The 20,673-nt window shown below is 60.7% G+C and carries 23 protein-coding genes and 1 tRNA gene; 23 read left to right on the forward strand and 1 reads right to left on the reverse strand.

Translation table 11 applies throughout. The features are described 5' to 3' along the window. Positions 1–59: 59 nt before the first annotated feature. The 6 genes from iscU (at position 60) to tsaD (ending at position 4,706) form a co-directional block, all read left to right on the forward strand. Entirely contained in the window at positions 60–455 is a 396-nt protein-coding gene (gene iscU / locus AABB87_RS05410) for a Fe-S cluster assembly scaffold IscU (RefSeq protein ID WP_058719576.1), read from the forward strand. A gap of 42 nt (positions 456–497) precedes the next feature. After that, on the forward strand, positions 498–821 hold the full coding sequence (iscA, locus tag AABB87_RS05415; protein WP_058719577.1) for an iron-sulfur cluster assembly protein IscA: 324 nt from the start codon (positions 498–500) through the stop codon (positions 819–821). 81 nt (positions 822–902) lie between these two features. Then, complete coding sequence (gene hscB / locus AABB87_RS05420) at positions 903–1,421, forward strand: Fe-S protein assembly co-chaperone HscB (RefSeq protein ID WP_341970329.1); 519 nt, start codon at positions 903–905, stop codon at positions 1,419–1,421. Positions 1,422–1,425: 4 nt separating this feature from the next. After that, positions 1,426–3,282 carry a Fe-S protein assembly chaperone HscA gene (gene hscA / locus AABB87_RS05425; protein WP_341970330.1) on the forward strand — a complete coding sequence of 619 codons (1,857 nt, stop codon included), beginning with the start codon at positions 1,426–1,428 and terminating at the stop codon, positions 3,280–3,282. 17 nt (positions 3,283–3,299) lie between these two features. Continuing rightward, on the forward strand, positions 3,300–3,638 hold the full coding sequence (gene fdx, locus AABB87_RS05430) for an ISC system 2Fe-2S type ferredoxin (protein ID WP_058719580.1): 339 nt from the start codon (positions 3,300–3,302) through the stop codon (positions 3,636–3,638). A 12-nt stretch (positions 3,639–3,650) separates the two neighbouring features. Further along, positions 3,651–4,706 carry a tRNA (adenosine(37)-N6)-threonylcarbamoyltransferase complex transferase subunit TsaD gene (gene tsaD, locus AABB87_RS05435; RefSeq protein WP_341970331.1) on the forward strand — a complete coding sequence of 352 codons (1,056 nt, stop codon included), beginning with the start codon at positions 3,651–3,653 and terminating at the stop codon, positions 4,704–4,706. On the opposite strand, the gene AABB87_RS05440 is transcribed toward tsaD, so the two are convergent. Beyond that, complete coding sequence (locus AABB87_RS05440) at positions 4,699–5,178, reverse strand: Hsp20/alpha crystallin family protein (RefSeq protein WP_341970332.1); 480 nt, start codon at positions 5,176–5,178, stop codon at positions 4,699–4,701. The genes tsaD and AABB87_RS05440 overlap by 8 nt on opposite strands. A 423-nt stretch (positions 5,179–5,601) precedes the next feature. On the opposite strand from AABB87_RS05440, the gene rpsO reads away from it, so the two are divergent. The 17 genes from rpsO (at position 5,602) to nuoK (ending at position 20,668) form a co-directional block, all read left to right on the forward strand. Continuing rightward, positions 5,602–5,871 carry a 30S ribosomal protein S15 gene (rpsO, locus tag AABB87_RS05445; protein WP_058719583.1) on the forward strand — a complete coding sequence of 90 codons (270 nt, stop codon included), beginning with the start codon at positions 5,602–5,604 and terminating at the stop codon, positions 5,869–5,871. Positions 5,872–6,154: 283 nt separating this feature from the next. Further along, positions 6,155–8,293: a polyribonucleotide nucleotidyltransferase gene (gene pnp / locus AABB87_RS05450; protein WP_341970333.1), complete on the forward strand. Its 2,139-nt coding sequence runs from the start codon at positions 6,155–6,157 to the stop codon at positions 8,291–8,293. Between the two features lie 21 nt (positions 8,294–8,314). Further along, complete coding sequence (locus AABB87_RS05455; RefSeq protein WP_341970334.1) at positions 8,315–9,310, forward strand: NAD(P)H-quinone oxidoreductase; 996 nt, start codon at positions 8,315–8,317, stop codon at positions 9,308–9,310. A 9-nt stretch (positions 9,311–9,319) separates the two neighbouring features. Beyond that, the gene (tpiA, locus tag AABB87_RS05460; RefSeq protein ID WP_341970335.1) at positions 9,320–10,060 is read left to right on the forward strand and encodes a triose-phosphate isomerase; all 741 of its coding nucleotides are present in this window, start codon (positions 9,320–9,322) and stop codon (positions 10,058–10,060) included. A 45-nt stretch (positions 10,061–10,105) separates the two neighbouring features. Continuing rightward, entirely contained in the window at positions 10,106–10,477 is a 372-nt protein-coding gene (secG, locus tag AABB87_RS05465) for a preprotein translocase subunit SecG (protein ID WP_341970336.1), read from the forward strand. A 200-nt stretch (positions 10,478–10,677) separates the two neighbouring features. Then, a tRNA-Leu gene (locus tag AABB87_RS05470) sits at positions 10,678–10,762 on the forward strand. 216 nt (positions 10,763–10,978) lie between these two features. Further along, complete coding sequence (locus tag AABB87_RS05475) at positions 10,979–11,338, forward strand: NADH-quinone oxidoreductase subunit A (RefSeq protein WP_341970337.1); 360 nt, start codon at positions 10,979–10,981, stop codon at positions 11,336–11,338. A 110-nt stretch (positions 11,339–11,448) separates the two neighbouring features. Then, positions 11,449–11,925 carry a NuoB/complex I 20 kDa subunit family protein gene (locus AABB87_RS05480; protein WP_058719589.1) on the forward strand — a complete coding sequence of 159 codons (477 nt, stop codon included), beginning with the start codon at positions 11,449–11,451 and terminating at the stop codon, positions 11,923–11,925. A gap of 18 nt (positions 11,926–11,943) precedes the next feature. Further along, complete coding sequence (locus AABB87_RS05485) at positions 11,944–12,537, forward strand: NADH-quinone oxidoreductase subunit C (protein WP_341970338.1); 594 nt, start codon at positions 11,944–11,946, stop codon at positions 12,535–12,537. Between the two features lie 3 nt (positions 12,538–12,540). Continuing rightward, entirely contained in the window at positions 12,541–13,794 is a 1,254-nt protein-coding gene (locus AABB87_RS05490) for an NADH-quinone oxidoreductase subunit D (protein WP_341970339.1), read from the forward strand. A 21-nt stretch (positions 13,795–13,815) separates the two neighbouring features. Beyond that, positions 13,816–14,325 (forward strand): NADH-quinone oxidoreductase subunit NuoE family protein, encoded by a 510-nt coding sequence (locus AABB87_RS05495; protein WP_058722162.1) that lies wholly within the window; start codon positions 13,816–13,818, stop codon positions 14,323–14,325. Between the two features lie 18 nt (positions 14,326–14,343). Continuing rightward, positions 14,344–15,696 carry an NADH-quinone oxidoreductase subunit NuoF gene (nuoF, locus tag AABB87_RS05500; RefSeq protein ID WP_341970340.1) on the forward strand — a complete coding sequence of 451 codons (1,353 nt, stop codon included), beginning with the start codon at positions 14,344–14,346 and terminating at the stop codon, positions 15,694–15,696. A 25-nt stretch (positions 15,697–15,721) separates the two neighbouring features. After that, a complete protein-coding gene (gene nuoG / locus AABB87_RS05505; RefSeq protein WP_341970341.1) occupies positions 15,722–18,055 on the forward strand; it encodes an NADH-quinone oxidoreductase subunit NuoG in 2,334 nt (777 codons plus the stop codon). A gap of 13 nt (positions 18,056–18,068) precedes the next feature. Further along, positions 18,069–19,127, forward strand: coding sequence for an NADH-quinone oxidoreductase subunit NuoH (nuoH, locus tag AABB87_RS05510; RefSeq protein ID WP_058719594.1), 1,059 nt, complete (start codon positions 18,069–18,071; stop codon positions 19,125–19,127). A gap of 13 nt (positions 19,128–19,140) precedes the next feature. Further along, positions 19,141–19,638 (forward strand): NADH-quinone oxidoreductase subunit NuoI, encoded by a 498-nt coding sequence (gene nuoI, locus AABB87_RS05515; RefSeq protein ID WP_058719595.1) that lies wholly within the window; start codon positions 19,141–19,143, stop codon positions 19,636–19,638. A 59-nt stretch (positions 19,639–19,697) separates the two neighbouring features. Further along, positions 19,698–20,354 carry an NADH-quinone oxidoreductase subunit J gene (locus AABB87_RS05520; RefSeq protein ID WP_341970342.1) on the forward strand — a complete coding sequence of 219 codons (657 nt, stop codon included), beginning with the start codon at positions 19,698–19,700 and terminating at the stop codon, positions 20,352–20,354. Beyond that, complete coding sequence (gene nuoK, locus AABB87_RS05525) at positions 20,354–20,668, forward strand: NADH-quinone oxidoreductase subunit NuoK (protein ID WP_156421931.1); 315 nt, start codon at positions 20,354–20,356, stop codon at positions 20,666–20,668. The genes AABB87_RS05520 and nuoK overlap by 1 nt, the downstream gene beginning before the upstream one ends. Positions 20,669–20,673: the final 5 nt, after the last annotated feature.

A 20,673-nucleotide genomic window follows, 5' to 3' on the forward strand; every position in this document is an offset into this window, starting at 1 on the left:
GCCGTGGGCAGGCTGGGTGGCTAGCGAGCCGCGCAGCTGCCAACTACTAGGAGAACATCATGGCTTACAGCGACAAGGTTGTTGACCACTACGAAAACCCCCGCAATGTCGGCGCTTTTGAAAAGGGTGACGACACGGTTGGCACCGGCATGGTCGGCGCGCCGGCCTGCGGCGATGTGATGAAGTTGCAGATCAAGGTCAACCCGGTCACCGGTTTGATCGAAGACGCTAAGTTCAAGACCTATGGCTGCGGTTCGGCGATTGCGTCGAGCTCGCTGGTCACGGAATGGGTCAAGGGCAAGTCCCTGGACCAGGCCTTGGACATCAAGAACACGCAAATCGCCGAAGAGCTGGCTCTGCCGCCGGTGAAGATCCATTGCTCCATCTTGGCTGAAGACGCCATCAAGGCGGCCGTGGATGACTATCGCGCCAAGCACGGCGCGGCGGCACAGTAAGCCTTAGCGCTACTGAGTAAAAAACAAGAAGAAGGAGTCTGCATGTCAGTGACCTTGACCGAAGCGGCGGCCCGCCACGTGACGCGTTACATCGCCAAGCGCGGCAGCGGTGTCGGTGTGCGCCTGGGCGTGAAGACCACCGGTTGCTCCGGCCTGGCCTACAAACTCGAGTACGCCGACGCAGTGGCGGACGAGGATGTGGTTTTTGAAGGTCACGGCGTGAAGATTCTGATCGACCCGAAAAGCCTGCCCTATCTGGAAGGCACCGAACTCGATTTCGTTCGCGAAGGCCTCAACGAAGGATTCAAGTTCCGCAATCCGCGCGAGAAAGATCGTTGCGGCTGCGGTGAGTCCTTCCGCGTGTAAAGTGCCGCTCCTTGTGTTGAGGCGCGGCCTGGTGTCCGCGCCTTTTTCATGACTTCTGAACTTCAACGCAGCCCCTTACTCATGCAACTCAGCGACGACGATTTCAGCTTGTTCGGCCTGCCGCAGCAGCAGGCCCAGGACCGCGCCGATATCGACGCCCGCTGGAAAGCGCTGCAGGCCAAGGTGCATCCCGACAAGTTCGTGGCCGAGGGCGCGGCCGCGCAGCGTCTGGCCATGCAATGGGCGATGCGGGTCAATGAAGCGCAGCAGCGCCTGCGCGATCCGCTCAAGCGCGCCGCCTATCTGTGTGAGTTGCGCGGCGTGCCGCTGCAGGCTGAAAGCAATACCCGCATGCCGGCTGCCTTTTTGATGGAGCAGATGGCCTGGCGCGAGGGCTTGGACGAAGCCAGCGGCGAGGCCGAGGTGCAAGCCATTGATGCCGAGGTGGCCCAGCGCGAGGCCGCCATTTTGAACACCGTCCAGCAGTTGTTGGACGAAAAAAATGATGCGGCCGCGGCCGCCGAGCAGGTGCGTGCGTTGATGTTCATCCATCGCTTCCGCGCCGATATCGACCGCCGGCTAGACGCCCTAGGACAATAAAAACATGGCACTTTTGCAAATTTCCGAACCCGGACAATCGCCCAACCCGCATGAGCGGCGCATTGCCGTGGGCATTGACCTGGGCACCACGCATTCCTTGGTGGCTGCGGTGCGCCACGGCGTGGCCGAGTGTCTGCCGGACGAGCAGGGCGCGGTGATTCTGCCCTCGGCGGTACGCTATCTGGCCGAAGGCCGCCGGCAAATCGGCGCCCAAGCCCTGGCGGCGCAGGCCGAAGATCCCGAAAACACGGTGGTTTCGGTCAAGCGTTTCATGGGCCGGCGCCTGGCAGATATTGCCGAAGCAGGCAAGCTGCCTTACCGCTTTGAAGACACGCCCGGCATGGTGTCGCTGAACACGCGCCACGGCGCCAAATCGCCGGTGGAGATTTCGGCCGAGATTCTGGCCACGCTGCGATTCCGCGCCGAAGATACTTTTGCGGACGATGTGTTCGGTGCGGTCATCACCGTGCCCGCCTATTTCGACGATGCCCAGCGTCAAGCTACTAAGGATGCGGCTCAGATGGCAGGCCTGAACGTTCTGCGCCTGATCAATGAACCGACGGCCGCTGCCATCGCCTATGGCCTGGACAACGCCAGCGAAGGGCTTTATGCCGTTTACGACCTGGGTGGCGGCACCTTCGACATCTCGCTTCTGCGCCTGAGCCGAGGCGTGTTTGAGGTGGTGGCCACCGGCGGCGATGCAGCGCTGGGTGGCGATGATTTCGACCGCCTGCTGGCCGACTGGGCCTTGGCTCAAGCCGGCTTGGCGCCCGAGACGGCGCATGACAAGCGTGCCGTGCTGGTGGCGGCGCGCGCCGCCAAGGAATTGCTGTCCAGCCAGGATCAGGCGCAAGTCCAAGCCAGCTTGAACATCGGTGCCTTGGACGTTGCCATCAGCCGTACGCAGTTTGATGAACTCGCTCAGCCACTGATCGCCAAGACCCTGGCGTCCGTGCGGCGTGTGCTGCGCGACGCCAAGGTCAAGGCCGACGACGTGCAGGGCACGGTGATGGTGGGCGGCTCCACCCGCATGCCTTGCGTGCGCGCCGCGGTGAGTGGCTTGTTCGGCCGCGAGGTCTTGATCAATCTGAATCCCGACGAGGTGGTGGCGCAGGGCGCTGCCATTCAGGCCAATCAGCTGGCCGGCAATGCGGCCGATGGCGAAATTCTGCTGCTGGATGTGATTCCGCTCTCGCTGGGTCTGGAAACCATGGGCGGCCTGGTGGAGCGCATCATCGAGCGCAATGCCACCATCCCCGTGGCCCAGGCGCAAGACTTCACCACTTTCAAAGATGGCCAAACCGCCTTGGCTCTGCATGTGCTGCAGGGTGAGCGCGAATTGGTCAGCGAATGCCGCTCTCTTGCGCGCTTCGAGCTGCGCGGTATTCCACCGATGGTGGCGGGTGCGGCGCGTATCCGGGTGACCTTCCAGGTCGACGCGGATGGTTTGCTGAGTGTCTCGGCCAGGGAAATGGTCTCAGGCGTGGAGGCGGCCATCACGGTCAAGCCCAGCTATGGCTTGTCGGATGATGCCATCGCCCAAATGCTCAAAGACGGCTTCGCCAGTGCTGAGACCGATATGGCTGCGCGCAAGCTACGTGAGGCGCGGGTTGAGGCCGAGCGCATGATTCTGGCGACCCAATCGGCCCTGGCGGCCGATGGTGACTTGCTCAGCGCCGCCGAGCGCGCCGACTTGGCGGCCTTGCAGCAGACCCTGGCTGATACCGCACAAGGCGAGGATGCCGATGCCATCGACGCGGCCGTCAAGGCCCTGGCCGATGGCACCGAAGCCTTCGCCGCCGCGCGTATGAATCGCGGCATCCACAAGGCCTTGACCGGCCGCAGCATCGAACAAATTTAGTCGGACGGCCACGCACCATGCCCATCATTAAAATCCTGCCTCACGCCGAATACTGCCCCGAGGGCACCACGGTCAGCGCACCCGCAGGCACCTCGATCTGCGAGGCCTTGCTGGACAACAAGATCGCCATCGAGCACGCCTGCGATATGGTTAGCGCTTGCACGACCTGCCACGTCATCGTGCGGGCGGGCATGCGTTCGCTGTCTGAGATGGAAGAGTCTGAGGAAGACATGCTGGACCGCGCCTGGGGCTTGGAGCCCGACTCGCGCCTGAGTTGCCAGGCGATTCTGGGCCAGCAGGATGTGACGATCGAGATCCCCAAGTACTCGATCAATCACGCCAAAGAGAACCACTGAGTTCGCGTCGCCATGCTGGTTCTCGGATTCGAATCCTCGTGCGATGAAACAGGCGTGGCCTTGGTGCGGGTGCCTGCGCCGGGTTCGGCTGAAGCGCCGCAGTTGCTGGCCCAGGCCTTGCACAGTCAGATCAGCATGCACCAGGCTTACGGCGGTGTGGTGCCCGAGTTGGCCTCGCGCGATCACATTCGCCGGGTCATCCCGCTGACGCGTGAGGTCTTGGCCGGGGCGGGCATCGCCTTGACGGATGTGGATCTGATCGCCTACACCCAGGGGCCAGGTCTTGCTGGCGCCTTGCTGGTGGGCGCGGGTGTGGCGGTGTCGCTGGCGGCGGCGCTGGAAAAGCCGACCCTGGGCATCCATCATCTGGAGGGGCATTTGCTGTCGCCCTTCTTGTCGGCCGACGCGCCCGAATTCCCTTTTGTGGCCTTGCTGGTCTCGGGTGGGCACACCCAACTGATGCGGGTCACCGAGGTGGGGCAGTACGAGATCCTCGGTGAAACGATTGATGATGCGGCCGGTGAGGCCTTCGACAAGAGTGCCAAGCTTTTGGGCCTGCCTTATCCCGGCGGCCCGCATCTCGCCAAGTTGGCGCTGAATGGCGACTCCACGGCCTTTGAATTGCCGCGCCCGCTGCTGCACAGCGGCAAGCCCGATTTCAGCTTCGCGGGCTTGAAAACCGCCGTGCTCACTCAAGTGAAACGCTTGGGCGAGGCGCCGACTGATCAGCAAAAAGCCGATTTGGCCGCCGCGACGCAGGCCGCCATCGTCGAAGTGCTGGTCAAAAAATCCATGCTGGCTCTGAAGATGACGGGGCTCAAGCGCTTGGTCGTGGCGGGTGGCGTGGGCGCCAACAGCGTCCTGCGCGAGCAGCTCAATGCGGCTTGTGCCAAACGCGGCGTGCGGGTGCATTACCCCGAGTTGAGCCTGTGCACCGACAACGGCGCCATGATTGCGATGGCCGCCGCCATGCGCTTGCAGCGCGGCATGGCCATCTTGCCGCCGACGGGGCAGGGCGCCGGCGGTTTCGAGATCAAGCCGCGCTGGCCCTTGGGGGCGATCAGCTGACTGTCAGATGGCTGGCGCCAGCGGCCTGGCGCTTCACCAGGGTCAGCGTCAGCACGCCGTTTTCCAGTTTGGCATTCGAGTCGGCCTGATTGACTTCCTGCGGCAGGCTGACGCTGCGCGAGTAGCGGGTCAGGGCCCGCTCGCGGTAGAGCAGCTGGGCGGCGGGTGCATGCGGTTGGCTCGCGTCTGCGTTGGTCGGGGCTGGGGCGGGCTTGGCCTGCTCGGCATCAATGCTGACGCGGCGGCCCTCGATGCTGATCTTGATCGCCTCCTTGTTGACGCCGGGCATGTCCAGCTGCAAGGTGTAAGCAGTCGCGGTTTCACTCACATCCAGGGCCGGGCTGCGCAAGGTCATGGCCTGATCGGCATCGGCGTGAAACATGCTCTCCAAGCGGCGCGAGAACTCGCTGGCCTGGTGCTGCGAATGGCGTTGCGAGTGGCGGGACAGGGTGTTGATGGGCAGAACAAACATGCGGGGCTCCTGAGGGTGTCAAGGTGGAAGGACGCTGGCTGCCGGGGTTTGCGTGTGGCTGCGTTGCCGTCCCATGCTTTGCCAAATTGGCCTGCCTGCTGTTGATTCAAGCCCGAAAAAATTTCTTCAAACCCTAGCTTGGAAGTGCGGCAAGCGTCTCCAACTGCGTGGGCTGCCCGGCACGACCTTGGGGCGCGGATGAATCTGGTCTATAATCAGCGGGTTTTGTTGCGTCAGGTTCGCCTGGTGTGGCAATGCAAATGGTGACGACGAGTGCTGGCAAGCAATTGCCAAGTAGTTGAAGTCGCTGAAAGAGCACGGCAAGGGTCGGTTTCACCCTTGGCCGCAAGTCAAAAACCTGGAAACCGTTTGTGTGCTGCGATTCGCGCAGCCCGGCGGCTTCCGATATCTAGGAACGCAAACATGTCAGTCGCCGATATCAACAAAGCAGACATCGTCAAGTCGAACGCCCGTAGCGCCAACGACACCGGCTCGCCGGAAGTCCAAGTGGCTCTGCTGACCGCTCGCATCAACGCGCTGATGCCTCACTTCAAAGCAAACATGAAGGATCACCACAGCCGTCGTGGTTTGCTGAAGATGGTCAACACTCGTAAGAGCCTGCTGGCCTACCTGAAGTCCAAGGACGCAGTGCGTTACACCGACCTGATTCAGAAGCTGGGTCTGCGTAAGTAATGAACGCGTGAACAACGCGTGAAACAACAGAGCCTGTCTGGGTATTGCACCTGCACAGGCTCTTTGTTTTTTATCCGTTGAGAGTTTGATTGTTTGGAGTTGAGCTGACGTGGCGCTGCTGTGTCATTCCAACGCTTCTGCAACTGCTGAGTTGCTCAGACGCACTGGAATGGCATCCCGCCAAACCCAGACTCACTCCCGGTTTTGAGGCGGGCCGACAAGCCGCCTTGGCAAATAGCCTGTAGCGCCGCATGTGCGGGCTATAGGCATAAAGGAGAGATACATGGGTTTGTTCAATAAAGTCACCAAGAGCTTCCAGTGGGGCAACCACGCCGTCACCATGGAAACCGGCGAAATCGCCCGTCAGTCCAGCGGCGCCGTCGTCGTTGACATCGAAGGCACCGTCGTTCTGGCCACTGTGGTCGCCAAGACCGAAGCCAAGGCCGGCCAGGATTTCTTCCCGCTGACCGTTGATTACCTGGAAAAGACCTATGCCGCCGGCAAGATCCCCGGCAGCTTCTTCAAGCGTGAAGGCCGCCCCAGCGAGTTGGAAACCCTGACCAGCCGCCTGATCGACCGCCCGATCCGCCCGCTGTTCCCGGAAGGCTTCTACAACGAAGTCCAGGTCGTCGTGCACGTTCTGTCCTTGAATCCTGAAGTGCAAGCCGACATCGCCGCTTTGATCGCGTCGAGCGCCGCGCTGGCTGTTTCTGGCATTCCTTTCAATGGCCCCATCGGCGCTGCGCGCGTGGGCTATGTGAATGGCGAGTACATCCTGAATCCCGGCAAGACCGAGCTGATCAACAGCAAGATGGATCTGGTGGTGGCTGGTACGCAAGCTGCCGTGCTGATGGTGGAATCCGAGGCCGATGGCCTGTCGGAAGAAATCATGCTGGGCGCTGTGGTCTTCGGTCATGAGCAAGGCAATGTGGCCATCGCCGCCATCAACGACTTGGTGCGTGATGCTGGCAAGCCGAGCTGGAACTGGACTGCTCCGGCCAAGAACGAGCCGCTGATCGCCAAGGTGGGCGCTCTGGCCGATGAGGCTTTGGTTGCTGCCTACCAAATCCGCAACAAGCAAGCTCGCACACAAGCTTGCCGCGCCGTCACGGCCAATGTGTTCGCCGGCCTGAAGGCTGACGGCATTGAGTTCGACAAGGTCGAAGTGGAAAGCCTGCTGTTCGAGATCGAAGCCCGCATCGTGCGCGGTCAGATCTTGGCCGGCGAGCCCCGCATCGACGGCCGCGACACCCGCACCGTGCGCCCGATCGAAATCCGCAACAGCCTGCTGCCGCGCACGCACGGCTCGGCCCTGTTCACCCGTGGCGAAACGCAAGCTCTGGTCGTCGCAACCCTGGGCACCGACCGTGACGCACAGCGCATCGACGCGCTGGCTGGCGAGTTCGAAGACCGCTTCATGCTGCACTACAACATGCCTCCTTTCGCCACCGGCGAAACCGGCCGCGTGGGCAGCCCGAAGCGCCGCGAAATCGGTCATGGCCGTCTGGCCAAGCGCGCGCTGATCGCCGCGCTGCCGAACAAGGAAGACTTCCCCTACACCATGCGTGTGGTGTCGGAGATCACCGAGTCCAATGGCTCCTCGTCGATGGCTTCGGTCTGCGGCGGCTGCCTGGCTTTGATGGACGCTGGCGTGCCGATGAAGGCTCACGTGGCCGGTATCGCCATGGGCTTGATCAAGGACGGCAACCGTTTCGCCGTGCTGACCGACATCCTGGGTGACGAAGATCACCTTGGCGACATGGACTTCAAGGTGGCGGGTACCACCGGTGGTATCACTGCTCTGCAGATGGACATCAAGATCCAGGGCATCACCAAGGAAATCATGCAGGTCGCTTTGGCGCAAGCCAAGGAAGCCCGTCTGCACATCCTGGGCAAGATGGTTGAAGCCATGGGCACGGCCAATACCGAGGTGTCGCAATTCGCGCCGCGTCTGTACACCATGAAGATCAACCCCGAGAAGATCCGTGACGTGATCGGCAAGGGCGGCGCCACCATCCGTGCGCTGACCGAAGAAACCGGCACCACCATCGACATCGGCGAAGACGGCACCATCACCATCGCTTCGACCGACGCCGACAAGGCTGAGCACGCCAAGAAGCGTATCGAAGAGATCACGGCTGAAGTCGAAATCGGCAAGGTCTACGAAGGCCCGATCACCAAGATCTTGGACTTCGGTGCACTCGTGAACTTGCTGCCTGGCAAGGACGGTCTGTTGCACATCAGCCAGATCGCTCACCAGCGCGTTGAGAAGGTGACCGACTTCCTGAAGGAAGGCCAGATCGTCAAGGTCAAGGTCATGGAAACCGACGAAAAGGGTCGTATCAAGCTGTCGATGAAGGCCTTGATCGACCGTGACGCGGCGCCTGTCGCGCCTGCGGCTGACGCAGAAGCTCAGCAGTAAGTTCTAGGGACAGGATCAGGCATGAAAGCCATTGCTATTGGCCAACCCGGCGGCCCCGAGGTTCTGCAGCTCGTCGAGCGGCCGGATCCCGTGGCTGGCGTGGGTGAGTGCCTGATCGCTGTCGAGGCTTACGGCATCAACCGTCCTGACGTGTTGCAGCGCAAGGGCGCTTATCCACCACCTCCTGGTGCCAGCGATTTGCCGGGCCTGGAAGTGGCGGGGCGCATTGTGTCGGGCGACGCGGCAGGGTTGGCTGCGGCTGGCTTGAAGCTTGGGGACGCTGTCTGCGCCCTGGTGGCGGGTGGCGGCTACGCCGAGCTTTGCACGGCGCCCTTGGCGCAATGCCTGCCGGTGCCTACGGGCTGGACCATGGCTGAGGCGGCGAGCCTGCCAGAGACCTTTTTCACTGTTTGGTCGAATGTGTTCGAGCGGGCGGGCCTAAAGGCTGGCGAGACGCTGCTGGTGCATGGTGGCAGCAGCGGTATTGGCGTGACGGCGATTCAGTTGGCCAAGGCTTTTGGGGCCAAGGTCATCGTCACTGTCGGTAGCGAAGACAAGGCTGCGGCCTGCCTGCAATTGGGGGCGGACGTGGCCATCAATTACAAGTCCCAGGACTTTGTGCTCGAGGTCAAGGTCGCCACGGCGGGGCGCGGCGTCGATGTGATTTTGGATATGGTGGCTGGGTCTTACGTCGAGCGTGGCGTGCAGTGCCTGGCCGACGATGGCCGCATGGTCATCATTGCAGTGCAAGGTGGTTTGGATGCTCGCTTTGATGCCGGTGCGGTGTTGCGGCGGCGTTTGACCATCAGCGGATCAACCCTGAGGCCGCGTTCGCTCGCCTTCAAGGCGGGCATTGGGGCGCAGTTGCGCGAGCGCGTTTGGCCCAAGTTGGCGGCGCGCCAGATCAAGCCGGTGATTTACCGTGAGTTGTCGGGTGATCAAGCGGCGGCTGCGCATGCCTTGATGGAGTCTGGCGAGCATGTGGGCAAGATTGTCCTGAGCTGGGGTAGGGAGTGAGATTTGAGTATGCGTAAGAAACTGGTGGTCGGAAATTGGAAGATGCACGGCAATCGCGCCAGCAATGCCGCCTTGTTGGCCGGCTTGCGCGAGGCGGGTCCGTGGAGTGCCGATGTGGCGGTCTGCGTGCCGTTTCCCTACATCACTGAAACGGCCTTGGCCTTGACGGGTCAGGCCATTGCCTTTGGTGCGCAAGATTGCTCGGCACATGAGCAGGGCGCTTTCACGGGTGAGGTGTCATCGGCCATGTTGGCTGATTTGGGCTGCCGTTATGTCATCGTCGGCCATTCAGAGCGCCGCGCCTTCCATGCTGAAAGCGATCAGCTGGTGGCCGATAAGGCCAAGGCCGCGTTGGCGCATGGCGTGACGCCCATTGTGTGTGTTGGCGAGACTTTGGCTGAGCGCGAAGCGGGTCAAACCGAGGTCGTGGTCAAGCGCCAACTGGCTGCGGTGATTCACACCTTGACGCATTGCATCGGTGAAATCGTGCTGGCTTATGAGCCGGTGTGGGCCATCGGCACGGGCCTGACGGCCAGTCCGGAACAGGCGCAGTCTGTGCATGCCGTGTTGCGCACGCAATTGCAGGCGGCCACGCAGAAGGCTGATGCGATGCGCATTCTGTATGGCGGTAGCGTCAAGCCGGATAACGCGGCCCAGCTGTTCGCCATGCCTGACATTGATGGTGGTTTGATTGGTGGCGCCGCCTTGAAGGCTGGCGACTTCAGCGTGATCTGCCGCGCGGCAGCTTGATCGCAATCGATTTGTTTTTTGCCTGAGATTTTTGGAGCTTTTGAGATGCAATTCTGGATGAATTTGGTGTTGGTGGTGCAGTTGCTGAGTGCCCTGGTGATGATTGGCCTAGTGCTGGTTCAGCATGGCAAGGGCGCCGATATGGGTGCCTCCTTCGGCAGCGGCGCGTCCGGCAGCTTGTTTGGTGCCACGGGCAGCGCCAATTTCTTGTCGCGCAGCACAGCTGTTTGCGCCACGGTGTTTTTTGTCTGCACTCTGGGCCTGGCCTATATGTCCAATAGCCGTAGCGGCGCTTCGACGACCGAGACGATTCTTGACAAGGCAGCGCCCGCAGCGCCTGCCGCTTCTGGTGCTGCCGCCATCCCTGGCGCCGCACCTGTTGCGGTGGACGCGCCTGCTCCCGCCGCCTCGAAGTAATTCGGTGAAGGTGTCGCTCGCAAGCTGTGTCTTGTGAGCGACGCAGGATCCCGAACATTGCGCGTCAAAAAAGCAGAATTTGTCTTGAGTTCGCTAAAGGCGTGAAATTTTCGGTATAGAATTCGAGGCTGACTAGATAGCAACTCCTCACGCAACTCTAGTTAGTCTTTACTTGGTTCAGGCCAAGAAATTTGAATATAGCCGTCGTGGTGAAATTGGTAGACACGCTATCTTGAGGGGGTAGTGGCGAAAGCTGTGCGAGTTCGAGTCTCGCCGACGGCACCAGATACATCGGTTAGTATCCAAGGGTTGGAGCCCGTGGAATATTGGCCAAAGCGCCCCGAAGCGGAGTTGTTCGAAATATCTTTCGGGCAAATTAGCAGGGGATCAGGCGGGCGCAGTCCGTAGGCGAAAGAATTCGCTGGCGGCGCGCCCGTTGCTTTTGTGGAAATCGCTGTGGAGGGCTTGGAGGCCTGAAGCAGTTCTGAGAGAGCGTCACCCATGAACTTGGATCAGTACCTACCCGTCATCCTCTTCATCCTGGTCGGCGCGGGCGTCGGCGTGGCGCCTCAGGTGCTCGGCTTTCTGCTCGGCCCCAATCGCCCTGATGCGGCGAAAAACTCCCCCTACGAATGTGGCTTTGAGGCCTTTGAAGACGCGCGAATGAAGTTCGACGTGCGCTACTACCTCGTGGCCATTTTGTTCATTTTGTTTGACCTGGAAATTGCTTTCCTGTTTCCTTGGGCGGTGACGCTGAAGGAAATTGGCTCGGCAGGTTTCTGGGCGATGATGATTTTCCTGGGCATTTTGGTCGTAGGCTTTATCTACGAGTGGAAAAAAGGCGCCCTGGATTGGGAATGAAATAATGCCCCTCGCCCGACCCCAGTGTCGGGTGACTCCTTGAGGGACTGCCAGCCTGGCGGCTGGCCGATGGGTTGGCCCGGCGCGGCCCGAACGATTGGAAGCTTGCAATGGGTATTGAAGGCGTATTGAAAGAAGGCTTTGTCACCACTTCGGTCGACAAGCTCATCAACTGGTCCAAGACCGGTTCTCTGTGGCCCATGACCTTTGGTCTGGCCTGCTGTGCGGTGGAGATGATGCACGCAGGTGCGGCGCGTTATGACATCGACCGCTTCGGCATGTTGTTCCGTCCCAGCCCGCGGCAGAGCGATTTGATGATCGTGGCCGGCACGCTGTGCAACAAGATGGCGCCGGCCCTGCGCCGTGTTTACGACCAGATGGCTGAGCCGCGCTGGGTGCTCTCGATGGGCTCCTGCGCCAATGGCGGTGGCTACTATCACTACAGCTATTCGGTCGTGCGTGGTTGCGATCGCATCGTGCCGGTCGACGTCTATGTGCCTGGCTGCCCGCCCACCGCGGAAGCCCTGCTGTACGGCATCTTGCAGCTACAAGCCAAGATTCGCCGCGAAAACACCATCGCACGTTGACGCCAAGGGTCTGAACTGATGAGCAAACTTGACACCCTGAAGCTGGCCCTGGAGTCAGCGCTTGGCGGGAAGATTCAAAACCTCAAGACCGAGTTCGATGAGGTCACCTTGCAGGTCGCGGCCGCAGATTATCTGGCGGTGGCGAAGATCCTGCGCGACCACTCGGAACTGCGCTTCGAGCAATTGATCGACCTCTGCGGCCTGGACTTCAGCGCATATAACGATGGCGCTTACGAGGGTCCGCGCTATGCGGTGGTGAGCCACCTGATGTCGATCAATAAGAATTGGCGTCTGCGTTTGAAGGTGTTCTGCCCCGATGACAGCTTCCCCTGCGTGGCTGCGCTGACGCCCATCTGGAATGCGGCGAACTGGTTTGAACGCGAAGCCTTTGATCTGTTCGGCATCATCTTTGACGGCCACGAAGATCTGCGCCGCATCCTGACCGATTACGGTTTCATCGGACACCCGATGCGCAAAGACTTCCCGACCTCGGGCCATGTCGAAATGCGTTACGACGCTGAGACCAAGCGCGTGGTCTATCAACCCGTGTCGATTGAGCCGCGTGAGATCACGCCGCGCATCATCCGCGAAGAAAACTACGGCGGTATTTGAGCTATGGCCGAAATCAAAAACTACACGCTGAACTTCGGTCCCCAGCACCCGGCTGCGCACGGCGTGCTGCGTCTTGTGCTTGAGCTGGACGGTGAAGTCATCCAACGCGCTGACCCGCACATCGGCCTGTTGCACCGCGCCACCGAGAAGTTGGCCGAAAGCAAGACCTATATCCAGTCGCTGCCTTATATGGACCGACTGGATTACGTTTCCATGATGGCCAATGAGCAGGCTTACTGTCTGGCCATCGAGAAGATGATGGGCCTGGAAGTGCCCATGCGCGCGCAGTACATCCGCGTGATGTTTGCCGAAATCACCCGCTTGCTCAACCACCTGCTGTGGTTGGGCGCGCATGGCATCGACTGCGGCGCGATGAACATCCTTATCTACTGCTTCCGCGAGCGGGAAGATCTGTTCGACATGTACGAAGCGGTGTCGGGTGCGCGCATGCACGCCGCCTACTTCCGTCCGGGTGGCGTTTACCGCGACCTGCCTGACAGCATGCCGCAATACAAGGTCAGCAAGATCAAGAACGCCAAGGCGATTGCGCGTTTGAACGAAAACCGTTCGGGCTCGCTGCTGGACTTCATCGAAGACTTCTGCAAGCGCTTCCCGAAGAACGTTGACGACTACGAAACCCTGCTGACCGATAACCGCATCTGGAAGCAGCGTACCGTGGGCATCGGCGTCGTGACGCCTGAGCGCGCCCTGAATCTGGGCTTCTCGGGCCCGATGCTGCGCGGCTCGGGCATCGCCTGGGACTTGCGCAAAAAGCAGCCCTACGACGCTTACGCGCAGATGGACTTCGATGTGCCGGTCGGTACGAACGGCGACACCTACGACCGCTATCTGGTGCGCGTCGAAGAAATGCGCCAGAGCAATCGCATCATTCAGCAATGCGTGGCTTGGCTGCGTGCCAATCCCGGCCCGGTGATCACCGACAACCACAAGGTCGCGCCGCCATCGCGCGTGGACATGAAGTCGAATATGGAGGAGTTGATCCACCATTTCAAGCTCTTCACTGAAGGTTTCCATGTGCCCGAGGGCGAGGCCTATGCTGCGGTGGAACACCCCAAGGGTGAGTTCGGCATCTATATGGTCAGCGACGGCGCCAACAAGCCTTACCGCCTGAAGATCCGCGCGCCTGGCTTCTCGCATCTGGCTGCGCTGGACGAGATGGGGCGTGGCCACATGATTGCGGACGCGGTGGCCATCATCGGCACCATGGACATCGTGTTCGGCGAGATTGATCGTTGAGGCAACCAGCGAAAAACGATGATGAGTACTGAAACCTATCAATTGAGCGAGGCCACGGCCGCGCGCTTTGCCCGCGAAGTCGCCAAATATCCGGCCGAGCAAAAGTCTTCGGCCGTGATGGCCTGCTTGGCCATCGTCCAGCAGGAAATCGGCTTTGTCTCGCGCGCGAGCGAAGACGCCATTGCCGAGTATCTGGGCATGCCGCCTATCGCCGTCTACGAAGTCACGACCTTCTACAACATGTACAACCAGCGCAAGCTGGGTCAGTTCAAGTTGAACGTCTGCACCAATCTGCCTTGCCAGTTGCGCGACGGCCAAAAGGCGCTCAACCATCTGTGCGAAAAGCTCGGTGTGGAAGAGGGCGGCACGACCGCCGACGGCCTGTTCACCGTGCAAAAGAGCGAGTGCCTGGGTGCTTGTGCCGACTCGCCGGTGATGTTGGTTAATGACCGCCAGATGTGCAGCTTCATGAGCCATGAGCGGCTGGACGAGTTGGTGGACGTGCTTAAAGCTCACGCTGCCAAGAACTGACCGGTGGAAAGAACAAGCATGCTGGATCTCTCCAAATTTCAGTCCACGGGTCAAGAGACCTGTTTCCATGATCGCCACATCGGCGCGCAGATTTACGCCGGCTTGGACGGCAAGAACTGGCGTTTGCAGGATTACGTCGCCCGTGGCGGCTATGCCGCGCTGCGCAAGATTCTGAAAGGCGAGGGCGCGCCCGAAGGTACGCCGCTGACGCAAGACCAGGTGATTGCCGAGGTCAAGGGTTCCGGCCTGCGCGGCCGTGGCGGCGCGGGTTTCCCCACCGGCCTGAAGTGGAGCTTCATGCCGCGTCAGTTCCCTGGCGACAAGTACCTGGTTTGCAACTCGGACGAGGGCGAGCCGGGCACATGCAAGGACCGCGACATCTTGATGTTCAACCCGCACATCGTTATCGAAGGCATGATCATTGCCGCCTTCGCGATGGGCATCAAGACCGGCTACAACTATATCCACGGCGAAATCTTCGAGGTCTATGACCGTTTCGAAGAAGCGCTCGAGGAGGCTCGTGCTGCCGGTTTCCTGGGTGACAACATCCTCGGCTCGGGCTTCAGCTTTCAGCTGCACGCCTTCCACGGTTTCGGCGCCTACATCTGCGGCGAGGAAACTGCGCTGTTGGAGTCGCTTGAAGGCAAGAAGGGCCAGCCGCGCTTCAAGCCGCCGTTCCCGGCCAGCTTCGGTTTGTATGGCCGCCCGACGACCATCAACAACACCGAAACCTTTGCCGCGGTGCCTTGGATCATCCGCAACAGCGGCCAGGCCTATCTGGAAATCGGCAAGCCCAATAACGGTGGCACCAAGTTGTTCTCGGTGTCGGGCGACGTTGAGCGCCCCGGCAATTATGAGATTCCGCTGGGCACGCCTTTCTCCAAGCTGCTGGAACTGGCTGGCGGCGTGCGCAAAGGTCGCACGCTGAAGGCCGTGATTCCTGGTGGTTCTTCCTCACCGGTCTTGACCGCCGAGGTGATGATGAACTGCACCATGGACTACGACTCGATCGCCAAGGCCGGCTCGATGCTGGGTTCTGGCGCCGTGATCGTGATGGACGACTCGCGTTGCATGGTCAATAGCCTGCTGCGCCTGAGCTACTTCTACGCCCACGAAAGCTGTGGCCAGTGCACGCCTTGCCGCGAAGGCACGGGTTGGATGCACCGCGTCGTAGAGCGTATCGCCAACGGCCATGGCAAGCCCGAAGACATCGACCTGCTCAATTCTGTGGCCGACAACATTCAAGGCCGCACGATTTGCGCCTTGGGTGATGCCGCCGCGATGCCGGTGCGGGCGATGATCAAGAACTTCAAACACGAGTTCGTTCACTTGATCGAACACAAGACGCCTCTCGTGCCGGCCGCGGTCTGAAGCAGCAGGACAGGACGAACAAGCAATGATTGAAATCGAACTCGACGGCCAGAAGGTAGAGGTCCAGGAAGGCAGCATGGTCATGCATGCTGCTGAAAAGGCCGGTACCTACATCCCGCATTTCTGCTATCACAAGAAGCTCTCCATCGCCGCCAACTGCCGTATGTGCTTGGTGGACGTGGAGAAGGCGCCCAAGCCCATGCCTGCCTGCGCTACGCCAGTCACGCAAGGCATGATCGTGCGCACCAAGAGCGACAAGGCTCTGAAGGCCCAGCAGGGCGTGATGGAGTTTTTGCTCATCAACCACCCACTGGATTGCCCGATTTGCGACCAAGGCGGTGAGTGCCAGTTGCAAGACTTGGCCGTGGGCTACGGTGCCAGCAAGTCGCGCTACACCGAAGAAAAGCGTGTGGTGTTCCAGAAGAATGTCGGCCCGCTGATTTCCATGCAGGAAATGAGCCGCTGCATTCATTGCACCCGCTGCGTGCGCTTCGGCCAAGAAATCGCCGGCGTGATGGAGTTGGGCATGGCCCACCGCGGTGAGCATGCCGAGATCCAGACCTTTGTCGGCCGCACGGTCGACTCGGAGTTGTCGGGCAATATGATCGACATCTGCCCGGTCGGCGCGCTGACCAGCAAGCCTTTCCGCTACAGCGCCCGCACTTGGGAACTGGCGCGTCGCAAGAGCGTCAGCCCGCACGATTCGACAGGTGCCAACTTGATCGTTCAGGTCAAGAACAACCAGGTCATGCGCGTGGTGCCGCTGGAAAACGACGCGGTGAACGAATGCTGGATCGCGGACCGCGATCGCTTCTCCTACGAAGCGCTGAACAGCGACCAACGCCTGACCCAGCCCATGATCAAGCAGGGCGGGGCTTGGAAGACGGTCGACTGGACCGCTGCGCTGGAATACATCGCCAACGGCATCAAGGTCATCAAGGCCGAGCATGGTGCCAATGGCGTCGGTGCCCTGGCTTCCGCGCACAGCACGGTTGAAGAACTGCATCTGCTGGCCGCCCTGGTGCGTGGCCTGGGTAGCGAGAACATTGACCACCGCCTGCGCCAAGCCGATTTCACCAATGCCGCGCCTGCCGGTCAAGCCCATTGGTTGGGCCGTTCCGTCGCTTCGCTGTCCGAATTGGACCGCGCTCTGGTGATCGGCTCTTCGCTGCGCAAGGACCATCCGCTGTTTGCTCAGCGCCTGCGTCAAGCCGCTCGCCGCGGCGCGCAGATCAGCAGCATTCACGCCAATGCGGACGACTGGTTGATGCCGGTGCGCGCCCGCGCCACCGTGGCGCCGAGCGCCTGGGTGCAAACCTTAGCCGATGTGGCCGCTGCTGTGGCGGCTGCCAACGGCGTGCCTGCGCCAGCAGCAGGTTCTGCCAGCGCCGAAGCGCAAGCCATTGCCGCCGCGCTGTTGTCCGGTCAACGCAAAGCCATTCTGCTGGGCAATGCCGCTGCGCAACACCCGCAGGCCGCCAGCCTGCTGAGCTTGGCCAACTGGATCGGCGCACAAACCGGCGCCACGGTGGGCTATCTCACTGCCGCTGCGAATACGGTGGGTGCACAGCTGGTTGGCGCACAAGCTGTCAACGGTGGTTTGAACGCCGCTCAGATGCTGTCAGTCGGCTCGCCGCTGAAGGGCTTGCTGCTGCTGAACACCGATCCGGTGCTCGATGCTGCCAACTCGGCTGCTGCGGCAAAGGCATTGGCCGCCATCGACATGGTCGTTGTGATGGGCCCGTTCAAGACGGGTTTGGACTACGCCGACGTTTTGCTGCCTACCGCGCCGTTCACCGAAACTTCGGGCACCTTCGTCAATGCCGAGGGCCGTGCCCAGAGCTTTGTCGGCGTGGCCAAGCCCTTGGGTGAAACCCGTCCGGGCTGGAAGATTCTGCGCGTGCTGGGTAATTTGTTGGGCCTGAATGGCTTCCAGCAAGAAAGCTCGGAGCAGGTGCGTGCCGAGGCACTCGGTGTTGATCTGGACCTGTCGGCCCGCCTGAACAATAGCGGCAGCGCTGCGGTTCAAACTGGTGCAGCCCAATCCGCTGCACTGGAGCGTCTGGCCGATCTGCCGATCTATGCGACCGACGCGCTTGTTCGCAACGCCAGCTCGTTGCAGTTGAGCAGTGACGCTCGCGAAGCCGCTGTCGCCACCTTGCCGCAAGCATTGTGGACGCAGCTTGGCCTGAGCGTGGGCGACCAAGTGCGTGTCAGCCAGGACGATGCCGGCACCGTGCAACTGCCCGCCAAGCTGGACGCCAAGCTGCCCGCCAATGTGGTGCGCGTGCCTGCCGGCCTGCCCGAAACAGCGGCCCTGGGTGCTGCCTTCGGCAGCCTGAATGTGACCAAGGCCTGAGGTAATAACAGCAATGATTGAAACCCTCTACCAATCTGGCGCTGGCTTGCTCGGCGGCGCTTGGCCCGTCGTTTGGGCGCTGATCAAGATCATCGCGGTGGTGGCACCGTTGATGGTCTGTGTGGCCTACCTGACCTTGTGGGAACGCAAGGCCATTGGCTGGACGCAGATTCGTCCCGGCCCCAACCGCGTCGGTCCCTACGGTTTGCTGACCCCCATCGCCGATGCGGTCAAGCTGATCTTCAAGGAAATCATCCGGCCCACGGCGGCCAATAAGGGCCTGTTCTTCCTGGGCCCGATCATGACCATCATGCCGGCTTTGGCCGCTTGGGCCGTGATCCCCTTTGGCCCCGATGTGGTGCTGGCCAATGTCAATGCCGGCTTGCTGCTCTTGATGGCGATCACCTCGATCGAGGTCTACGGCGTCATCATCGCCGGCTGGGCATCGAACTCGAAGTACGCCTTCCTCGGCGCGCTGCGTGCTTCCGCACAGATGATCAGTTACGAAATCGCCATGGGCTTCTGCCTGGTGGTGGTGCTGATGATCAGCGGCACGATGAATATGAGCGCCATCGTGGTCCAGCAAGGGCAGGGCACTTTCGCCAATATGGGCCTGGGTTTCCTGTCCTGGAACTGGCTGCCGCTGCTGCCAATATTCGTGGTCTTCTTCATCTCGGGTCTGGCAGAAACCAACCGTCACCCCTTTGACGTGGTGGAAGGCGAATCGGAAATCGTGGCCGGCCACATGGTCGAGTACTCGGGCATGTCCTTCGCCATGTTCTTCTTGGCTGAGTACGCCAATATGATTTTGGTGTCCATCCTGACCGTCACGCTCTTCTTGGGCGGCTGGCTGTCACCGTTCGCGGCGCTGGATTTCATTCCAGGCTGGATCTGGCTTGGCATCAAGACCTTCTTGGTCGTTACTGTCTTCCTGTGGGTGCGCGCCTCATTCCCGCGCTACCGCTATGACCAGATCATGCGTCTGGGCTGGAAGATCTTCATCCCTGTGACTCTGGTCTGGCTGGTCGTGATCGGCCTGTGGATTCAGTCTCCTATGAATATTTGGAAGTGAGCTGAGGCCAAACATGTCTGCAGTGAGTTCCTCCATTAATTTCTTCAAGAGCTTTTTGCTCATCGAGCTGTTCAAGGGCCTGGCCCTGACAGGTCGACATTTCTTCAGCCGCAATATCACGGTGCAATTCCCGGAAGAGAAGACGCCACTGTCGCCGCGTTTCCGCGGTTTGCATGCGCTCCGCCGTTATGAAAACGGTGAAGAGCGTTGCATCGCTTGCAAGCTCTGCGAAGCGGTTTGCCCGGCAATGGCGATCACGATTGAGTCCGATGTACGCGAAGACGGTTCACGCCGCACCACGCGCTACGACATCGATCTGACCAAGTGCATCTTCTGCGGTTTCTGCGAAGAGAGCTGCCCGGTTGATTCGATCGTTGAAACCAGCATCTTCGAATACCACGGCGAAAAGCGTGGCGACCTGTACTTCACCAAGGACATGCTCCTGGCTGTGGGTGACAAGTTCGAACCCGAGATCGCAGCCCAAAAGGAGGCCGACGCCAAGTACCGCTGAAGCTTTGTCCTGATCCTCGGGGTCAGGTTTTGCCTTAGTGGTTTGCTTGCAGGAATCGCATGGATATCACAACCGTTTTGTTCTACATCTTCTCGGCCGTGCTGCTGGGTTCGGCCTTCCGTGTGATCACGGCGCCGAGCACCGTACACGCTGCCTTGTTCCTGATTCTGGGCTTCTTCAATGCAGCCTGTATCTGGATGCTGTTGAAGGCCGAGTTCCTGGCCATCACCCTGGTGCTGGTCTACATCGGCGCTGTCATGGTGCTGTTCTTGTTCGTGGTGATGATGCTGGACATCAACAGCGACAAGGTCCGCCAAGGCTTCTGGAAACATCTGCCCCTGGGTGGTTTGGTCGGCGCCTTCGCAGCGCTGGAAATGGCCGCTGTGCTGATGGGCGGCTTCCGCTTGAACGCTGCGCCCGAACCGAGCGCGCTGGCTTTGCAGCTGGGTAACACCAAGCTGCTGGGCATCGCGATCTACACGCAATACCTCTACCCGCTGGAAATTGCGGCGGTCTTGCTGCTGGTGGCCATCATTGCCGCCATCGCCCTGACGCTGCGTGGCCGCAAGGATTCGCGTAGCCAGAACCCTGGCGACCAGGTCAAGGTGAAGAAGGGTGATCGTCTGCGCATCGTCAAGATGGCGCCGACAGTGGAAGTGCCTGCCGTTGAGGCAACGGCAGCGGCAGCCGCCGAGAACAGCAAGGGAGCTGCATGATGGGTGCCGCAATTACATTGGGCCATTTCCTGACGCTGGGCGCGGTTTTGTTCGCCCTGTCGGTGGTGGGCATCTTCATGAACCGCAAGAACTTGATCGTGCTCTTGATGGCGATCGAATTGATGCTGCTGGCGGTGAATCTGAATTTCGTGGCCTTCTCGCACTATTTGGGCGATATGCAGGGTCAGGTTTTCGTGTTCTTCATCCTGACCGTGGCGGCGGCCGAGTCGGCGATCGGACTGGCCATTCTGGTCGTGCTGTTCCGTAATCGCGCCACCATCAATGTCGATGAACTCGACTCGCTGAAGGGCTGATCGCT

Source organism: Roseateles sp. PN1 (assembly GCF_038419725.1).
Taxonomy (GTDB): Bacteria; Pseudomonadota; Gammaproteobacteria; order Burkholderiales; family Burkholderiaceae_C; genus Paucibacter_A.

What these genes read in the sequence shown, in the direction of transcription:
- iscU (WP_058719576.1), top strand. Translation starts at nt 60, where the DNA reads ATGGCTTACAGCGACAAGGTTGTTGACCACTACGAAAACCCCCGCAAT.
- iscA (WP_058719577.1), top strand. Translation starts at nt 498, where the DNA reads ATGTCAGTGACCTTGACCGAAGCGGCGGCCCGCCACGTGACGCGTTAC.
- hscB (WP_341970329.1), top strand. Translation starts at nt 903, where the DNA reads ATGCAACTCAGCGACGACGATTTCAGCTTGTTCGGCCTGCCGCAGCAG.
- hscA (WP_341970330.1), top strand. Translation starts at nt 1,426, where the DNA reads ATGGCACTTTTGCAAATTTCCGAACCCGGACAATCGCCCAACCCGCAT.
- fdx (WP_058719580.1), top strand. Translation starts at nt 3,300, where the DNA reads ATGCCCATCATTAAAATCCTGCCTCACGCCGAATACTGCCCCGAGGGC.
- tsaD (WP_341970331.1), top strand. Translation starts at nt 3,651, where the DNA reads ATGCTGGTTCTCGGATTCGAATCCTCGTGCGATGAAACAGGCGTGGCC.
- AABB87_RS05440 (WP_341970332.1), bottom strand. Translation starts at nt 5,178, where the DNA reads ATGTTTGTTCTGCCCATCAACACCCTGTCCCGCCACTCGCAACGCCAT.
- rpsO (WP_058719583.1), top strand. Translation starts at nt 5,602, where the DNA reads ATGTCAGTCGCCGATATCAACAAAGCAGACATCGTCAAGTCGAACGCC.
- pnp (WP_341970333.1), top strand. Translation starts at nt 6,155, where the DNA reads ATGGGTTTGTTCAATAAAGTCACCAAGAGCTTCCAGTGGGGCAACCAC.
- AABB87_RS05455 (WP_341970334.1), top strand. Translation starts at nt 8,315, where the DNA reads ATGAAAGCCATTGCTATTGGCCAACCCGGCGGCCCCGAGGTTCTGCAG.
- tpiA (WP_341970335.1), top strand. Translation starts at nt 9,320, where the DNA reads ATGCGTAAGAAACTGGTGGTCGGAAATTGGAAGATGCACGGCAATCGC.
- secG (WP_341970336.1), top strand. Translation starts at nt 10,106, where the DNA reads ATGCAATTCTGGATGAATTTGGTGTTGGTGGTGCAGTTGCTGAGTGCC.
- AABB87_RS05475 (WP_341970337.1), top strand. Translation starts at nt 10,979, where the DNA reads ATGAACTTGGATCAGTACCTACCCGTCATCCTCTTCATCCTGGTCGGC.
- AABB87_RS05480 (WP_058719589.1), top strand. Translation starts at nt 11,449, where the DNA reads ATGGGTATTGAAGGCGTATTGAAAGAAGGCTTTGTCACCACTTCGGTC.
- AABB87_RS05485 (WP_341970338.1), top strand. Translation starts at nt 11,944, where the DNA reads ATGAGCAAACTTGACACCCTGAAGCTGGCCCTGGAGTCAGCGCTTGGC.
- AABB87_RS05490 (WP_341970339.1), top strand. Translation starts at nt 12,541, where the DNA reads ATGGCCGAAATCAAAAACTACACGCTGAACTTCGGTCCCCAGCACCCG.
- AABB87_RS05495 (WP_058722162.1), top strand. Translation starts at nt 13,816, where the DNA reads ATGAGTACTGAAACCTATCAATTGAGCGAGGCCACGGCCGCGCGCTTT.
- nuoF (WP_341970340.1), top strand. Translation starts at nt 14,344, where the DNA reads ATGCTGGATCTCTCCAAATTTCAGTCCACGGGTCAAGAGACCTGTTTC.
- nuoG (WP_341970341.1), top strand. Translation starts at nt 15,722, where the DNA reads ATGATTGAAATCGAACTCGACGGCCAGAAGGTAGAGGTCCAGGAAGGC.
- nuoH (WP_058719594.1), top strand. Translation starts at nt 18,069, where the DNA reads ATGATTGAAACCCTCTACCAATCTGGCGCTGGCTTGCTCGGCGGCGCT.
- nuoI (WP_058719595.1), top strand. Translation starts at nt 19,141, where the DNA reads ATGTCTGCAGTGAGTTCCTCCATTAATTTCTTCAAGAGCTTTTTGCTC.
- AABB87_RS05520 (WP_341970342.1), top strand. Translation starts at nt 19,698, where the DNA reads ATGGATATCACAACCGTTTTGTTCTACATCTTCTCGGCCGTGCTGCTG.
- nuoK (WP_156421931.1), top strand. Translation starts at nt 20,354, where the DNA reads ATGGGTGCCGCAATTACATTGGGCCATTTCCTGACGCTGGGCGCGGTT.